The organism is Collimonas sp. (assembly GCF_035566555.1).
Taxonomy (GTDB): domain Bacteria; phylum Pseudomonadota; class Gammaproteobacteria; order Burkholderiales; family Burkholderiaceae_D; genus Collimonas.
The window spans coordinates 31,618-47,040 of the sequence record NZ_DATMRB010000173.1 but is presented as its reverse complement, the minus strand read 5'-3'; the positions used below and the strand labels follow the sequence as shown (position 1 = coordinate 47,040).

At 58.6% G+C, this 15,423-nt stretch carries 14 protein-coding genes; 11 read left to right on the top strand and 3 right to left on the bottom strand.

What is annotated here, in order from left to right:
- Positions 1–78: 78 nt before the first annotated feature.
- Positions 79–1,140 carry an AI-2E family transporter gene (locus VNZ65_RS21635; RefSeq protein WP_325672736.1) on the bottom strand — a complete coding sequence of 354 codons (1,062 nt, stop codon included), beginning with the start codon at positions 1,138–1,140 and terminating at the stop codon, positions 79–81.
- 203 nt (positions 1,141–1,343) lie between these two features.
- The gene (gene metK / locus VNZ65_RS21630) at positions 1,344–2,504 is read right to left on the bottom strand and encodes a methionine adenosyltransferase (protein WP_061944715.1); all 1,161 of its coding nucleotides are present in this window, start codon (positions 2,502–2,504) and stop codon (positions 1,344–1,346) included.
- Positions 2,505–2,791: 287 nt separating this feature from the next.
- Here metK and VNZ65_RS21625 point away from each other — a divergent pair, with 287 nt between their 5' ends.
- Genes VNZ65_RS21625 through dapF form a run of 3 tightly spaced genes read left to right on the top strand, consistent with a single transcriptional unit; the run spans position 2,792 to position 5,439 of the window.
- Complete coding sequence (locus tag VNZ65_RS21625; RefSeq protein ID WP_325672733.1) at positions 2,792–3,649, top strand: lysophospholipid acyltransferase family protein; 858 nt, start codon at positions 2,792–2,794, stop codon at positions 3,647–3,649.
- Positions 3,646–4,539: a lipid A biosynthesis acyltransferase gene (locus VNZ65_RS21620; RefSeq protein WP_325672731.1), complete on the top strand. Its 894-nt coding sequence runs from the start codon at positions 3,646–3,648 to the stop codon at positions 4,537–4,539. The genes VNZ65_RS21625 and VNZ65_RS21620 overlap by 4 nt, the downstream gene beginning before the upstream one ends.
- A gap of 42 nt (positions 4,540–4,581) precedes the next feature.
- Positions 4,582–5,439, top strand: a complete 858-nt coding sequence (gene dapF / locus VNZ65_RS21615; RefSeq protein WP_325672729.1) for a diaminopimelate epimerase — start codon at positions 4,582–4,584, stop codon at positions 5,437–5,439.
- On the opposite strand, the gene VNZ65_RS21610 is transcribed toward dapF, so the two are convergent.
- Complete coding sequence (locus VNZ65_RS21610) at positions 5,436–7,055, bottom strand: hypothetical protein (RefSeq protein ID WP_325672727.1); 1,620 nt, start codon at positions 7,053–7,055, stop codon at positions 5,436–5,438. The genes dapF and VNZ65_RS21610 overlap by 4 nt on opposite strands.
- 318 nt (positions 7,056–7,373) lie before the next feature.
- Here VNZ65_RS21610 and VNZ65_RS21605 point away from each other — a divergent pair, with 318 nt between their 5' ends.
- From VNZ65_RS21605 to VNZ65_RS21570, 8 genes are all read left to right on the top strand, one after another.
- Positions 7,374–8,492 (top strand): porin, encoded by a 1,119-nt coding sequence (locus VNZ65_RS21605; RefSeq protein ID WP_325672725.1) that lies wholly within the window; start codon positions 7,374–7,376, stop codon positions 8,490–8,492.
- A 369-nt stretch (positions 8,493–8,861) separates the two neighbouring features.
- On the top strand, positions 8,862–10,061 hold the full coding sequence (locus VNZ65_RS21600) for a porin (protein ID WP_325672723.1): 1,200 nt from the start codon (positions 8,862–8,864) through the stop codon (positions 10,059–10,061).
- A gap of 200 nt (positions 10,062–10,261) precedes the next feature.
- Complete coding sequence (locus VNZ65_RS21595) at positions 10,262–10,927, top strand: DUF484 family protein (protein WP_325672721.1); 666 nt, start codon at positions 10,262–10,264, stop codon at positions 10,925–10,927.
- Between the two features lie 23 nt (positions 10,928–10,950).
- The gene (gene xerC / locus VNZ65_RS21590; protein WP_325672719.1) at positions 10,951–11,925 is read left to right on the top strand and encodes a tyrosine recombinase XerC; all 975 of its coding nucleotides are present in this window, start codon (positions 10,951–10,953) and stop codon (positions 11,923–11,925) included.
- Between the two features lie 114 nt (positions 11,926–12,039).
- Complete coding sequence (locus VNZ65_RS21585; protein WP_325672717.1) at positions 12,040–12,642, top strand: transcriptional repressor; 603 nt, start codon at positions 12,040–12,042, stop codon at positions 12,640–12,642.
- Between the two features lie 76 nt (positions 12,643–12,718).
- The gene (locus VNZ65_RS21580; RefSeq protein ID WP_325672716.1) at positions 12,719–13,774 is read left to right on the top strand and encodes a GTP-binding protein; all 1,056 of its coding nucleotides are present in this window, start codon (positions 12,719–12,721) and stop codon (positions 13,772–13,774) included.
- Between the two features lie 619 nt (positions 13,775–14,393).
- On the top strand, positions 14,394–14,798 hold the full coding sequence (gene dksA, locus VNZ65_RS21575) for an RNA polymerase-binding protein DksA (RefSeq protein WP_061946557.1): 405 nt from the start codon (positions 14,394–14,396) through the stop codon (positions 14,796–14,798).
- Between the two features lie 180 nt (positions 14,799–14,978).
- Positions 14,979–15,290 carry a hypothetical protein gene (locus VNZ65_RS21570; protein ID WP_325672714.1) on the top strand — a complete coding sequence of 104 codons (312 nt, stop codon included), beginning with the start codon at positions 14,979–14,981 and terminating at the stop codon, positions 15,288–15,290.
- The last annotated feature ends 133 nt before the right edge of the window (positions 15,291–15,423 follow it).

The following is a 15,423-nucleotide window of genomic DNA, read 5'->3' as shown; positions in this document are numbered from 1 at the left end:
TTTAAAGCAAAACAGCAGGTTTTCGGCTAGTTGGAATACATATTCCGGATATCCGCCACAGTGAATATCCGTCAGATCTCAGACCCAGCCCATTTCATGCAACTCGCTCTTGATATAAGCATAGTAAATTGGCGCCGCCACCAGTCCCGGCAGGCCGAATGCGGCTTCCGCCAGCACCATCATCAGCAGCAGCTCCCAGCTGCGGGCATTGATCTGCGTGCCGACGATCCGCGCATTCAGGAAATATTCCAGCTTGTGTATCACCACCAGGAATACCAGCGCCGCCAACGCCACATAGACCGACACCGACAAGGCGACCAGCACGATCAGGGTGTTGGAGATCAAGTTGCCGATCACCGGCAGCAAACCCGCCAGGAAGGTGACGATGATCATGGTCTTCGTCAAAGGCAGGTGGATGCCGGCGAGCTTCAGCACGACCAGCAGGAAGATCGCCGTCAAGGTCGTGTTCAGCAGGGAGATCTTGATCTGGGCGAACACCACGCGGCGGAAGGCATCCGCCAGCAAATGGGCGCGGCCCAGCAATTCGCTGGCCAGCGGTTGCAACAGTGGCATCGGATGCGCCGCATTCAGCGCCACCATGGCGCCCAGCACCATGCCGACCAGCACGTGCACGAACACCTGCACCGCTTCGCGGCCCGCCAGCTGCACTTCGCCGCTGTGGGACTGCAGCCAGTCGCTGACTATTTGCCGGATATCTTCAACGTCGTCGGGCAGATACTGCTGCAGCCAGTCGGGCAGCTGCGTGCGCGCCTGGTCGACCACCACCATCAGTTTCGATTGCAATACCTGCAGGCGATCCGGGCCGCCGTGAAAGAAGGCAATCAGGCCGAAAATGATCAGCGATAAAATCCCGATGATAATCGCCGACAGGAACACGACGGAAATCAGATGCGCCCGCTCGCTGGTCAGGCGACGCTGGACAAATGGCGTCAGGGTGCGCACCAGCTCGTAGACCAGCAAGCCGGCCAGCAACGCCGTCAGCATATGCAGCGACATCACCAGGAACAGCGCCGTCAGCGCCACCAGCCAAGCGGCCAGGCGAAAGCGCGGCAGTTCGGTGACTACCGGGCGCAATTGCTGGGACGCAGGTTCGGGTACGTGTTTGGGGGCAGAGGCCATGGGGGGGGACTTGGTTAGATCAAGCACGATACTCACGCAAAATACAGCGAGCGGAGGCGAAGTAAAGCGCTTGCATCTTTCTTGTGGGATAGTCACTGAGGCGATCAGTGTAACAAGTCGTTAGCATCGTGCAAAGCACGATTCTGGCGTGGCCGATATACGGCATGGCGAGGAAGCATGTCCTCACCATGCCGTCTCAGTTGTTACAGAGCAGCAGCCTTCAGCGCGGCGGCCTTGTCGGTGCGTTCCCAGGTGAATTCCGGCTCTTCGCGGCCGAAATGGCCGTAGGCGGCGGTCTTTTGATAGATCGGGCGCAGCAGATCGAGCATTTGCACGATGCCCTTCGGACGCAGGTCGAAATGCTCCAGCACCAGCTGCGCCAGCTTTTCGTCACTAATCTTGCCGGTGCCGAAAGTGGTCACCATCACCGAAGTCGGCTTGGCGATACCGATTGCGTACGACACCTGGATCTGGCAGCGTGTCGCCAGGCCGGCGGCGACAATATTTTTCGCCACGTAGCGGCCGGCATAGGCTGCCGAACGGTCGACCTTGGACGGATCCTTGCCGGAGAAAGCGCCGCCGCCGTGGGGTGCTGCGCCGCCGTAGGTGTCGACGATGATCTTGCGTCCGGTCAGGCCGCAGTCGCCTTGCGGGCCGCCGATGACGAAACGGCCGGTCGGGTTGATCAGGTAGCGGGTGTTCTGCAGCCATTCCTTCGGCACCACCGGCTTGATGATTTCTTCGATCGCCGCTTCCTCAATCGCTTTGTGCTGCATCTCTGGCGCGTGCTGAGTCGACAGCACGACGGTATCGATGGCGACAGGAATGCCGTCGACATATTTCAATGTGACTTGCGATTTGGCGTCCGGACGCAGCCATGGCAGGCGGCCATCCTTACGCAATTGCGACTGGCGCTCGACGATCCGGTGCGCGTAATAGATTGCGGCAGGCATCAGTTCCGGCGTTTCATCGCAGGCATAACCGAACATCAGTCCCTGGTCGCCCGCGCCCTGATCGAGATCGAGGCCCTTGCCTTCATCCACGCCCTGAGCGATGTCCGGCGATTGCTTATCGTAGCCGACCAGCACCGAGCAACTCTTGTAGTCGATGCCGTAGTCGGCATTGTCATAGCCGATGCGCTTGATGGTTTCGCGCGCAACGGCGATGTAATCGACATTGGCGAAAGTGGTGACTTCACCGGCCAGGACGACCAGGCCGGTATTGCACAGGGTTTCGGCAGCGACCCGGGCGTGCGGATCCTGGGTAAAGATGGCATCGAGAATCGCATCGGAGATTTGATCCGCGACTTTATCGGGATGACCTTCGGAAACGGATTCCGAGGTAAAGAGGTATTCATGTGCCATTGCAAGCTCCAACAAAAAACAAGTGGTGACCATGTCGCAGTCAAACCTGTTGAGCCTGCGACGCTTTAGCGAAATTTGTATTCCGCCTCGCAAGTTGTCTATTAACTCGGCGGATAATGCTGATTACTATATATTAAGATGATTCTGATAAGCAATCTATCTGCAACTCAGGGACCGCAGCGGCGCTGTTTGAATTGCAGACTATTGTGCTATTTTACGCCTCTTGAAAAAAATCAGCAAAATCCAGCCCTTTTTGGGCTATGTTTGGCTCTTTTAGGCCTCCGCTAATGCTCGTATCACTCTTTCGCCTGCTATCGAAACTCCCGCTATCTTTCTTACACGTAATAGGTACGGCCGGCGGCTGGCTGGTCTACCTGGCCTCTTCCTCCTATCGCCAGAAGCTGAAAGAGAACCTGACGCGGGCCGGCTACCAGGCACATCTGGCGCAAGCAGTCAGCGAATCCGGCAAGAGCATGTTCGAGCTGCCGTTCATCTGGTGCGCCTCGCCGCAACGGGTGCTGCGCACCGCCACCATCGAAAACTGGGAGCTGGCGCAGGCGGCGCTGGACGCCAAGACCGGCGTGATCTTCCTGACGCCGCACCTGGGCTGTTTTGAAATCATCGCCCAGGCCATCGCCACCAAGACTTCACTGACGGCGCTATACCGGCCGCCGCGCAAGGCAGCCCTCAAGCCGCTGATCGAAGGCGCGCGCGGACGCCATAACCTGCTGCTGGCGCCGGCCAGCCTGGCCGGTGTCCGCACCTTGTTCAAGGCGCTCAAGAAAGGCCAGGCGATCGGCCTGCTGCCGGACCAGGTGCCGCAGAACGGCGAAGGCATATGGGCCGATTTCTTTGACCGCCCGGCCTACACCATGACGCTGCCAGCCAAGCTGCAGCAGATGAGCGGCGCGCCGCTCATCCTCTCTTACGCCGAACGGCTGCCGTTCGGGCGCGGCTATGTGATCCGCTTCGTGCCTTTCAAGGAAACCGAAGGCCACACGACGGAGCAAAGAACGCTGGCGATCAACCAGGCGATGGAGCAGCTGATCGCACGCTGCCCGGCGCAATATATCTGGAGCTACAACCGCTACAAGACGCCGCCCGGGGTTGCCCCGGCAACCGTCGCACAGGAGCCGCAAGCGTGAGGGCCTTGCTGTTGCTGCTGTGGCTGGCGCATTTTTTACCATTGTGGATCCTGGGCCCGGTCGGTGAAGCGCTGGGTTCGCTGCTGTTCATCATCATGAAGCCGCGGCGCCATATCACCCTGACCAATCTGCGCCTGTGTTTTCCCGACCTGCCTGAACAGGAAAGGATAGCGCTGGCGCGCCGCCATTTCCAGGCTTATTCGCGCAGCGTGCTGGAACGCAGCGTGCTGTGGTGGGCTCCCGAAAAGCGCTTGCGGCGCCTGATCAAGATCGAATCCGAGCTGCCGCTCAGCACCTTGCAATCAGGTCCCACCATTCTGCTCTGTCCGCATTTTGTCTGCCTGGAAATTCCCGGCATTGCACTGGTGCTGAATTCCTCGCTGTCGATCTGCACCATCTATACCCGCCAGCAGGATGCTGTGATCGATGCCGCGCTGCTGAAAGGACGCTCGCGCTTCCGTCCGGTCAAATTGTTTTCCCGCGAACAGGGCGTCAAGCCCATCATCCGCGCCATGCGCGAGGGCTATCCGTTCATCATGTTGCCGGATATGGATTTCGGCATGAAAGACGCGGAATTCGTGCCTTTTTTTGGCGTGCCGACCGCCACGCTGACGGCCACCGCCAGGATCGCTGCCGCCACTAAAGCCAACGTGGTGCCGATGATTGCAACTTTCCTGCCTGGCTACAAAGGCTGGAAAGTCACCTTTTATCCGGCCTGGGAAAACTATCCCGGCGACGACATGACGGAAGCCACCCGCCGCATGAACGCCTTCATCGAAGCCCGCATCCTGGAAGCGCCGGCCGAATATTTCTGGGCCCACAAGCGTTTCAAGAGCCGGCCGCCGGGACAGGCCGATGTTTACAGCGCCTCGGCGCCGGAGCAGAATTGAAACAGCGATGCAGCGGAACACGGTTTAATCGATAATAGCCTCATGAAACTCAAATTCACAAAAATGCATGGCGCCGGCAACGACTTCGTCGTGATCGATGCCATCAGCCAGCACATCGACTTCACTCCGGCGCAATGGCAGCAGCTTGGCGACCGCCGCTTTGGCGTCGGCGCCGACCAGATGCTGGTGGTGGAAAAATCGCTGGCGGAAGGCGTCGATTTTCGCTATCGCATCTATAACGCCGACGGCGGCGAAGTCGAGCAATGCGGCAACGGCGCACGCGCTTTCGTTAAATTCGTCACTGACAAGGGCTTGACCAGCAAACGCGCCATCCGCGTGGAAACCATGTCGGGCATCATCGAGCCGAGACTGGAAGACGACGGCCGCATCACGGTCGACATGGGCGCGCCGATACTGGCGCCCGCCGCGGTACCGTTCGACGCAGCTAACCTGGATAGCCGGACCGAGGGCGACGATGCGCTATGGCCGCTGGAAGTCCATGGCAAGCAAGTCTGGATCTCAGTAGTATCGATGGGCAATCCGCATGCGGTGCAAGTGGTCGAGGACAGCGAAGCAGCGCCGGTCTTGGTCGATGGACCGCTGATAGAACATCATCCGCGCTTCCCGAAACGGGTCAACGCCGGCTTCATGCAGCTGCTCGATCGCCATCACATCAAACTGCGCGTATTCGAACGCGGCGCGGGCGAAACGCTGGCTTGCGGCACCGGCGCCTGCGCCGCGGTGGTCGCCGGCATCCGCCGTGGCTTGCTGGACACGCCCGTGAAAGTCGAAACCCATGGCGGCGCACTGTCGATTGCCTGGGCCGGCGGCCAGCAGCCAGTCATGATGACCGGCCCGGCGGTCACCGTATTCGAAGGCGAAATCGAGATCGCGGATTAAGCCTCGTCGTCGGCATCACCGGCCGCGGCGACCGCAGCCTTGAAGCGGTACAGGCGCTGGCGGTAATTGCCTTCCGGGCCGTTTGGCCCGCAATCCACATCTTCAAACAAGCGCGCAATCCGGCTCAGGGCCTGGCGTTCGTCGCCGGTCTGGATCTGGATCAGGCGCCGCTTGCTGCGCGCGTAATGCACCCGGATGTCGACCACTAGGCAGTGCCCGCAATCGGCCTGGTTCAAATCGAGCAGCAAGGCTTCCGGCCGGCTCAAGCCAAAGATGGTTGCCAGTTCAATGCGCGCCGCCAGAAACGGGTGGGCTTTGACCAGCTCGCGCGTCAGCTGCTGCCTGGCCGACTCGGCCCATTCCGCCGGCGCGGCGCTGTCCGCAATCTTCGCCAGCAGATCGGCAGCTTCGCGGCTGCCTTGCGCCGCTGCCTTCTGCAACCAGTACACTGCACGGACATCGTTGGCAAGCTTTTCGCGGCGATTGCGCCAAGCGCTTAAGCCGCATTCCAGCTGCGCCGCGCAATGTCCCATTTCAGCGGCATGCTCAAGGTGGCGCTGCATGTCAACCAGATTGCGCTGCGAAAATTCGGACTTCAGGTAGATCCGCGACAAGGCATACCAGGCATCCGCCAGACCGGCCTCTCCGGCCAGCGTCAGCCAGCGGATCGCCTTTTTATAGTTGGCCGAGCCGGTTCCCACCAGCAAGCGCTCGCCGTCGCTGTTCATGCGGGCGTACCACAGGCCCAGCGCCAGCTGGGCAGCCTTGTCGTCGCCAAAGGCCGCCAGCTCGAGAAACTGCTGCACTTCGGCTGCATCGAAACTGGCGCTGTTCTGCAGCACCTGGGCGCAACGCAGCAGGATCGACAGGTTTTCTTCGCCGAGCTGGCGCGCCAAGGTTTCCGAAGGCACATTCAACTGCGCCAGGATGTCGGTATATTGCTCTGCCAGCGCCTTGGCCAGCGGCAGCGCTCTTTCCAGAAATACCGGCCAGTCGGCCTTTTCCCAGGCCAGCTGGGCCAGCGATTGCTGCGCCTGCGTGACGCCGGCGTCGGCGGCGCGAGCAGTCCATTTGAGGGTGGCGTCCTGCTCCGCCGGCACCGCGGCCGGCTTGCGCGGCTGGCTAGCGATAACGCGCTCGGCCGGGCTCTTCCTCTCGGGCGCGACGGACGGTGCTATATCGGCATGCTGCGCCAGCAGCCACTGGGCTTCGGCGACGCCGGCATTGGCTGCGGTTTCCAGCACCTTGATCACCTTCTCGCGCAATCCGGGCGACGCCTGTTGAATCGCTGCCTGCTTATCGCCGGTCAGCACCAGTTGCGCCAGCACCAGCCCGGCCTGCATCAGGCCGGCGTCAAACGCCCGTTCGTACCAGACGCACAGATCGAGCGGATTGGCGGCAGCGCGCGCCACATCCAGCGGGATATGGCTGCCGATCAGCATCCAGGCTTCAGACTCCTGCTGCTGCGCAGCCCGATCCAGCCAATGCAGCGCCGTCGACAAGCTCTGCGGCAAACCGTTGCCGCCAAACAGATAACGTTTACCTAAGGCCAGCTGCGCCGGCCCCTGCCCGGCACGAGCAGCGCGGATAATCGCCAAGTCTTCACGTTTAGCCATAATCATCCATTACCAAAACGTAAATTATCCTTTATAAATAGAAAAAATTTTATATTTGCTGATTTTTTACGAGATATGCATCTTTTGCGCAACATAATGAGTAAGCGCGATTGCCGTGTTTAGCGCCTGAAACATCGCTCCTTTGGCACAATTTATGTGATAAAAATACAACATAATTATGTATTTTTCATCATTTTCGCAAATTAACAAAAGAATAACCAACCAGATTTCAAAAACAGCCGGCACGAGCGCTTAAGGTTGAGGCCTCCGACAAGAAGTACGGATCCTTAAGACAGTTTTCCATATAAAGGACGTCACATGAAGAAATCACTCATCGCACTGACAGTACTCGGCGCTATCGCAGGCACTGCACAAGCGCAAAGCAGCGTCACCATCTACGGTACCGTTGATGCTGGCGTTACTTTCTCAAATAACAATGTTCCAGCAGGTAACGTCGATGCTAACAGCCGTCTGGGCGGCAGCAAGTTCGGCGTCGGCTCCGGCAACATCGACACTTCCCGTATCGGCTTCAAGGGCGTGGAAGACCTGGGCGGCGGCCTGAAAGCCCTGTTCCAGCTGGAAGCCGGCTTCAACACCGACACCGGCGGCTTCGAGCAAGACAGCTCCCTGTTCAACCGCAAATCGGTTGTTGGCCTGGGCGGCAACTTCGGTAGCGTATTGCTGGGCCGTCAATCCGATGTCCTGGACGACTATGGTCACCAGTACACTTCGGTCAAGGACTTCGGCAATTTCGTCGGCAGCCCGCACGTAGGCGACCGCCTGGAAGGTTCGCGCACCCAGAATTCGATCCGCTATAACTCGCCGAGTTTCAGCGGCGTGACTGCCAGCGCCATTTACGGCTTCGGCGAAGAAGCTGGCGCCAACTCCAATGGCCAGGCTTTCGGCGGCGGCGTTGCTTATGACAATGGCCCTCTTGGTGCTTACCTGGGCTACTATCAGTCGAAGGCCGGCAAGAATTCCGCTGATACTGCACCGTTGTTCCAGCTGAATCCCGTTGCCGAAGGCGACACCATGAACAAGACTTTCAGCCTGGGCGCCAGCTATCAGGCTGGCCCGGCTCGCTTGTATGGCAACTGGTCGCGCATCAATGTTCCTGAGCAATACAAGCAGAACATTTTTGAACTGGGCACCGACTACGCTCTGACTGCCCCGCTGCATCTGCTGGCTTCGATACAACACACCCAGTACTCGCTGGATGGCAACACCAGCGGCAACAGCTCCAAGCCACAAGTTACCCAAGTCAACCTGGGCGCGGATTACTACCTGTCCAAGCGCACCGATCTGTACACCCTGGCTTCCTACGCCAAGGGCAAGAACGGTGCGCCGGTCGGTGACTACTCCGCCCCTGCCGTGCAAAACGACGATGGCAAGAGCAACCAGGCTGCTGTCGCAATCGGCATCCGCCATAAGTTCTAAATAGAGATTTGCCGCTTGGCGGCAATCTCTTGTTGTTGTTTGAAAATATCCCGTGCGGCTAGCGCTGCCGGGACATTCAAGGATAGTCCAAAGCCACAAATTACATTGCTTAACTTTACATTGTTACGCAATGGCAAATTCGAACAATCCCTGCATGAATATAACAAAAGCCTGAGTTGCAAAAGCAACGTCGGGCTTTTGGCACGTGTCACAAAAATACAACACAATCAACAATCTTCTTCAATTTCGACCAATTTATAGCACTACAGGAAACCAAACCGCCAGCATAGACGGCCAGACACCTTAATGTTCATCCATCCGGCAAGATGTACGGATCCTTAAGACAGTTTTCTCAATAAAGGACGTCAAATGAAGAAATCACTAATCGCACTGGCCGTACTCGGCGCAATCGCAGGTGCAGCACAAGCTCAAACTTCCGTCACCATCTACGGTATCGTTGATACCGGTATCACATACGCAAACAAGGTTTCGACTGCAAATGCTGGTCCAAACGGCACATCGTCCGCGAACGGCAGCAAATTTGCTGTTAACTCCGGCGTTATCCAAGGTTCGCGTCTGGGTTTCAAGGGCGTTGAAGATCTGGGCGGCGGTCTGAAGGCTCTGTTCCAATTGGAAGCTGGCTTCTCGAACGACACTGGCGCCCTGCAAGGCGACAAGGGTGCTAGCACTCTGTTCCGTCGTAAGTCGGTAGTCGGTCTGGGCGGCAACTTCGGTTCCGTTCTGCTGGGTCGTCAAACTGACATCCTGGACGACGTCAGCCAATGGACTTCGGTTCAAGACTTCGGTGGTGTAACTGGTTCCGTCGGTCACAACCTGGACCGTTTGGAAGGTACACGTACCAACAACTCGATCCGTTACAACACACCTGACCTGGCTGGCTTCACTGGTAGCCTGATCTATGGTTTCGGCGAAACAGCTGGCCAAACTTCGAGCGGTCAATCGTTCGGTCTGGGCGGTCAGTACGCAAACGGCCCACTGGGTGCGTATGCTGCTTACTACCAATCGAAGCTGGGCAACACTCCAGCTGACGTGTCCCTGACCAACGGTACACAATTCGTTGGCAACGCTGGCGACACAGCTCTGAAGGTATTCAGCCTGGGCGCAAGCTACCAAGCTGGTCCTGCTCGCCTGTACGGTAACTGGTCGCGCGTCAAGCAGCCACTGGCTACTGCATGGAACGGCACAACTGCTCTGTCCAGCGCTTCCGGTGCTCCTAACTTCTACAGCGTTGGTTCGGTCAACAACAGCAAAGCTGACATCTTCGAACTGGGCGTCAACTACGCTGTGACTGCTCCTCTGCACCTGCTGGGCAGCGTTCAGTACAACAAGCTGACTTTCGTTCCTGATGGCACTGGCCTGAACAACAACGGTAAGCTGATCCAGTACAACCTGGGTACAGACTACTTCCTGTCCAAGCGTACCGACCTGTATGCATTTGCTTCGTTCCTGCAAGCTAAGAACGCAGCTAACCCAGGCGTTGAAGGCGACGGCACTGGTGCAGCAAACAACCAGACAGCAGTTACTGTTGGTATCCGTCACAAGTTCTAATTTAAGTTGACCGAACCCGCGGCAGCAAGCGGGCCAGGTTGCTTGAATCAAGATCTAAAAAGCCCACATGGTTCGCCATGTGGGCTTTTTTTATTGCCTGCTGCATTCACCCGCACGACTCTGCGCGCCTGCGGTTGTCATACTGCCGCATAGCGGTGTACCCTAGGTCATTCTCTTTTTTCATCTTCGACACACAGCACATGACCTCTCCCCTGGATCAAGACAGCGTTGCCCAATATCTGCTCGACTCGCCGCACTTCTTCGAAGAACACGCCGAACTGCTGGGCAAGATCCGCCTCAGCAGTCCGCTTCTGGGGCGCGCCGTATCGCTGCAGGAACGGCAAATGGAAATACTGCGCGAGAAAATCAAAGTGCAGGACCTGCGGCTGGCGGACATGGTGCGCAACGCCCAGGAAAATGACGCCAGCGCCCAGAAACTGTTTGGCTGGGCACGCAGCCTGCTGCTGGCGCGCAATGATGTCGATTTGCCGCACACGCTGGTGGACGGCCTGCGCACTACCTTCGCGGTGCCGCAGGCTACCCTGAGGCTGTGGGGCGTGGCGGAAAGCTATTCGCATACCTGGTTTGCGGCGGCTGCGTCTGAGGACGTCAAGATTTTCGCGAACGGCCTGAGCCTGCCCTTCTGCGGTAGCAATAATGATTTTGAAGCCGCTTCCTGGCTGGAGCAGGAGGTGCAGTCGATCGCCATGCTGCCGCTGCGTAGCGGTGCGACATCCTCGCCTACCTTCGGCCTGCTGGTGCTGGGTTCGCCCGACGCGCAACGCTTCAGCGCCGACATGGCGACCGATTTCCTGGTGCAGATCGGCGAAACCGCCAGCGCTGCGCTGGCCTGCCTGCTCGAATAAGCGCAGCACTAATCGACGACAACGTGGATGCCAGCACCAACCAGTCCTACCTGAGCGGCTACCTGGATAGCCTGGCGGGCCAGCGCCAGCTATCCGCACACACCATCAGCAACTATGCGCGTGACCTCAGGGAACTGACGAGCTTGATGCAAACGCTGGGCGCACAGTGGGAGTTTGCCGCGCTCAGCCATTTCCACATCCGCAAGTTTGCCGCCCAATTACACTCGCGCGGCTTGGGCCCAAGTTCCATAGCCCGCAAGCTGTCTGCCTGGCGCGGCTTTTTCGAATGGCTGGCGCAGCAGACCACGCTTGCCAGCAATCCTGTGGAAGGCGTCAAGGCCCCCAAGCGCGCCAAGCCGCTGCCCAAGGCCATGGCTGCCGACGACGCCATCCACTTGGTCGCCAGCGGCAGTTCGCTAGCCGATGCCGGCTCCAGCATGGCGCTGTGCAACCAGGCCATGTTCGAATTGCTGTACTCCAGCGGCTTGCGGGTTTCCGAGCTGGCCGGGCTCGATTTGCAGTACACGCGCCAGGCCGGCTACGAATCGGCCGGCTGGATCGATCTTGATGGCGCCGAAGTAACCGTCACAGGCAAAGGCAGCAAGAAACGCAGCGTGCCGGTTGGCGGTCCCGCCATACGCGCTATTACTGCCTGGCTGCCGCAACGGCAGACACTCCTGAAAAGCGATCAGGGCGAACATGCCGCCGCGCTGTTCCTTACCGAACGCGGCAGCCGCATGTCGCCGCGCGTGATTCAGTTGCGCCTCAAGCATCACGCGCAGGCGCTCGGCGTCGGCAGCAATGTCCATCCGCATATGCTGCGCCATTCGTTCGCCTCGCACATGCTGCAGGGCTCCGGCGACCTGCGCGCGGTGCAGGAACTGCTGGGGCATGCGTCGATCGCCGCTACCCAGGTCTACACCTCGCTGGATTTCCAACGCCTGGCGCAGGTCTACGACGCCGCCCACCCGCGCGCAAAAAAAATCACCGGCAAGTGAAAACAAGCAGCGGACAACTGCGCAAACAGGCTGTTTGCAGCAAATACGACAGCAAAGATGCAACTGAATTGCATTTCAGGCATAATTGAATCCTTATTTATCCGGCCTCACACCATGAATCCAGGGCAAAAATCCAAATCCGTAGCCAGCAATGCGACCGCAACCGCCGCCAAGACGAGCCCCCATCAGCAAGCTGCCGCCTTGGCCGAAGCACAGCTGCGCGAGGTCGCCTTGCGCATTACGCCGGCCCGCATCAAGGTCCTGGCCGCCTTGCTGGAAGCGCGCTGCGCCTTTTCGCATCAAGACATGCAGGATCAGTTCGTCGACATGGACCGGGTCACCTTGTACCGCGCGCTCGACTGCCTGACCGACGCCGGCCTGGCCCACAAGATTGCCGGCGATGACCGCGTGTTCCGCTACAGCGCCGGCGCCGAGCATGGCGATGGCGGCACACATGGCGATCCTGGCCATCATGCCCAGCACCAGCACGGACATTTCAAGTGCACGCGCTGCGCCAAGGTGTTCTGCCTGGACGGCAGCGGCGACGCCGGCTTCCTGGACAGCATACTGGCGCTCGGCGACAAGCATGTCGGCAGCAGCCCGGCGGCGCTGCGCAAGCAGCTGCAGCAAGCCTTGCAGGACACGCTGGGCAAAGGCTTCCAAGGGCATGAAATCGAATTGACGATCAAAGGCTGGTGCGCCGACTGCGTGCACTAGACAGCTGCCTGATCTGCCCTCTGCAAACGCAGGGGCCAGCCAAACCCTCTCCCCTTTTACCTTTCTCGAACCCGCCATGGCACTTATTCCTACCACCATCCTGACCGGCTTTCTCGGCGCCGGCAAAACCACTTTGCTGAACCGCATCTTGCAGCAGCAGCACGGCCACAAGATTGCCGTGATCGAAAACGAGTTCGGCCAGGAAAACATCGACAACGAAATCCTGGTGCAAGACAGCACCGAACAAATCGTTGAAATGAACAATGGCTGCATCTGCTGCACCGTGCGCGGCGACCTGATCGTTGCGCTGACCACGCTGGCGCGCCGCCGCAGCGCCGGCGAACTGCATTTCGACCGCGTCATCATCGAAACCACCGGCATGGCCAATCCGGGTCCGGTGGCGCAAACCTTCTTTGTCGATGACGAAGTAGCGATGCACTTCATGCTGGACGCCATTGTTACCGTGGTAGATGCAAAACACGCCATGATGCAGCTTGACCAGCAAGAGGAAGCGCAACGGCAGGTCGGCTTCGCCGACAAGCTGCTGCTGTCCAAAACCGATCTGGTGAGCCCGGCAGAAACCGCCGCCTTGACTACCCGCCTGAAACGCATCAATCCGCGCGCGCCGGTCATTACACTCGATCCGCTGCACACGCCGATTGAAGAAATCCTGGATATCCGCGGCTTCAACCTGAACGCCAAGCTGGAAATCGATCCTGACTTTTTGGCAACGGAAGAGCACGCCCACGAGCATAGCGGCGACGATTGCGACCATCCGTCCCATGCTCACGATCATGAGCACCATCATCACGACCATCATCATGCCCACCATGACGATGAAATCGCCGCTTTTGTGTTCAAAAGCGAAAGACCTTTCGATACCGCCCGCCTGGATGAGTTTCTCGGCAGCCTGGTGCAGGTATACGGACCGCGCATGTTGCGCTACAAAGGCGTATTGTTGATGGATGGCGCCGACCGCAAGGTGGTGTTTCAAGGAGTGCATCAGATCATGGGCAGCGACGTCGGCGGCAGATGGGATGAAAATGAAACACGCGGCAGCAAAATGGTCTTCATCGGCAAGAATCTGCCGAAAGACATCTTTATTCGCGGTCTGGAGCAATGTTTGGTATAAACTATGGCAGTTTTGCGCTGGGAAATCACTGGATAGCAGGCCAATAGCATCGTCCTTTGGCCGCTGATTAAGGGAGAGGACCATGAACCTGACCGACAAAAAGACCGCCGCCAAAGCAGCGGTCTCGCAAGGGAAACTGACGTCATCAAGCAAAGCCCTGAAAACGGGGCAAGCCCCTGCTGTCGCCGGAAAAACTGCTGGCAGCAGTGCAAAATCAGCTGAAAAATCGGCAAAGCTCTCCGCCGGGGCGCCGCGAAAACCCGAAGCCCCTGCAGCAACCGCGACCAAGGCTGTAGCCAAAGTTGCCAAACCCGTTCCCAAACCTGTTGTAAAATCCCTAGCCAAGAAATCGTCGACTGCAACAAAATCCGATCCTGCAGCTGACAAGGAAAGGCGCAACGAGGCAACGCATAACGAAGTAACGCGTAATGAAGTGACGCGCAAAACAGCGACCAGTAGTTCTGCTACAAAGAAACTGAGTTCACCAACGGCCAGATCCGGCGCCAGCAACACCCGCAGCAAGCCTGCAAGTGCCGGATCAACGGATAAAATTGAAAAAAACGTCGTATCGAAAGCAAGCGAAGTGGCTACTAAAACAACCAAACCAACCTCTGACATTCTGTTATCCGAAGAGCAAATCCTTAAGATGGGCGAAAAGGATTACATGAATGAGGCACAACTGGCGTTCTTCAAGGCGCGTTTGCAGCAGCTGGAAATCGACCTGCTCAAAAACGCCGGGGAAACCACGGAACATTTGCGTGAAACCGTCCTGGTGCCGGATCCTGCAGACCGCGCCACCATCGAAGAAGAACATGCCCTGGAACTGCGCACACGCGACCGCGAGCGCAAATTGCTGAAAAAAGTGCAACAGTCGATCGCATCGATTGACGCCGGCGAATACGGCTGGTGCGAAGAAACCGGCGAACCGATCGGCATCCCGCGCTTGCTGGCGCGGCCGACCGCAACCTTGTCGCTGGAAGCGCAACAGCGGCGCGAACTGAAGCAAAAACTTTACGGCGACTGATCCGCGCCAGCGCTCCCGCAGGGGCAATACCGACAACACCGCAAGGACAATCCTTGCGGATAGTTCCCCTGTCTGCGGAGCGTGGTCCTGATACCGCCCTTGCTTTATCCAGCCCCTCCGATGCCCGCCCAGCCATCCCGTTCAAGACACCTCCGGCACGCCGTCCTGGCGCCGCTGCTGATGTTTACCATCTTGTTCGCCCAATGGCTGGGACTGACGCATAGCATTGTCCATGCTGCCTGGGAAAATAAAGCGGAAACCCACCTGACGCACATCACTTCGGTGATTGAACGCACCATCGAAGGTGGCGGTAAGGCACATCATTCCTGCGCGGCCTTCGATGACGCCACCCTGTCGGCGACCATCTACTCGACGCCGCCAAGCTTGCCGCCATTGCCAGGCAAGCACCTGCTGGCTCTGTGGCAGGCATTCGCATCCTGGGATGCGCCGTTCACCTGCCATTTTTCCTCCCGCGCCCCACCCCGTTCCTGACAGGACGCCACTCCCGGCTTCGCTCATCGCGAAGCGCTCAATCATTTATTGCCGTCGTCCAGGGTCGTGCCTGAGATTTGCCACGCGCTGCTGCTTGCTGCCGCGCATGGCAAACGCACCGATCTCGACGCCG

Coding starts and splice junctions, on each gene's coding strand:
- VNZ65_RS21600 (WP_325672723.1), top strand. CDS start 8,862: ATGAAGAAATCACTAATCGCACTGGCCGTACTCGGCGCAATCGCAGGT.
- dapF (WP_325672729.1), top strand. CDS start 4,582: ATGAAACTCAAATTCACAAAAATGCATGGCGCCGGCAACGACTTCGTC.
- metK (WP_061944715.1), bottom strand. CDS start 2,504: ATGGCACATGAATACCTCTTTACCTCGGAATCCGTTTCCGAAGGTCAT.
- VNZ65_RS21610 (WP_325672727.1), bottom strand. CDS start 7,055: ATGGCTAAACGTGAAGACTTGGCGATTATCCGCGCTGCTCGTGCCGGG.
- VNZ65_RS21585 (WP_325672717.1), top strand. CDS start 12,040: ATGAATCCAGGGCAAAAATCCAAATCCGTAGCCAGCAATGCGACCGCA.
- VNZ65_RS21570 (WP_325672714.1), top strand. CDS start 14,979: ATGTTTACCATCTTGTTCGCCCAATGGCTGGGACTGACGCATAGCATT.
- VNZ65_RS21625 (WP_325672733.1), top strand. CDS start 2,792: ATGCTCGTATCACTCTTTCGCCTGCTATCGAAACTCCCGCTATCTTTC.
- VNZ65_RS21580 (WP_325672716.1), top strand. CDS start 12,719: ATGGCACTTATTCCTACCACCATCCTGACCGGCTTTCTCGGCGCCGGC.
- VNZ65_RS21605 (WP_325672725.1), top strand. CDS start 7,374: ATGAAGAAATCACTCATCGCACTGACAGTACTCGGCGCTATCGCAGGC.
- VNZ65_RS21595 (WP_325672721.1), top strand. CDS start 10,262: ATGACCTCTCCCCTGGATCAAGACAGCGTTGCCCAATATCTGCTCGAC.
- VNZ65_RS21635 (WP_325672736.1), bottom strand. CDS start 1,140: ATGGCCTCTGCCCCCAAACACGTACCCGAACCTGCGTCCCAGCAATTG.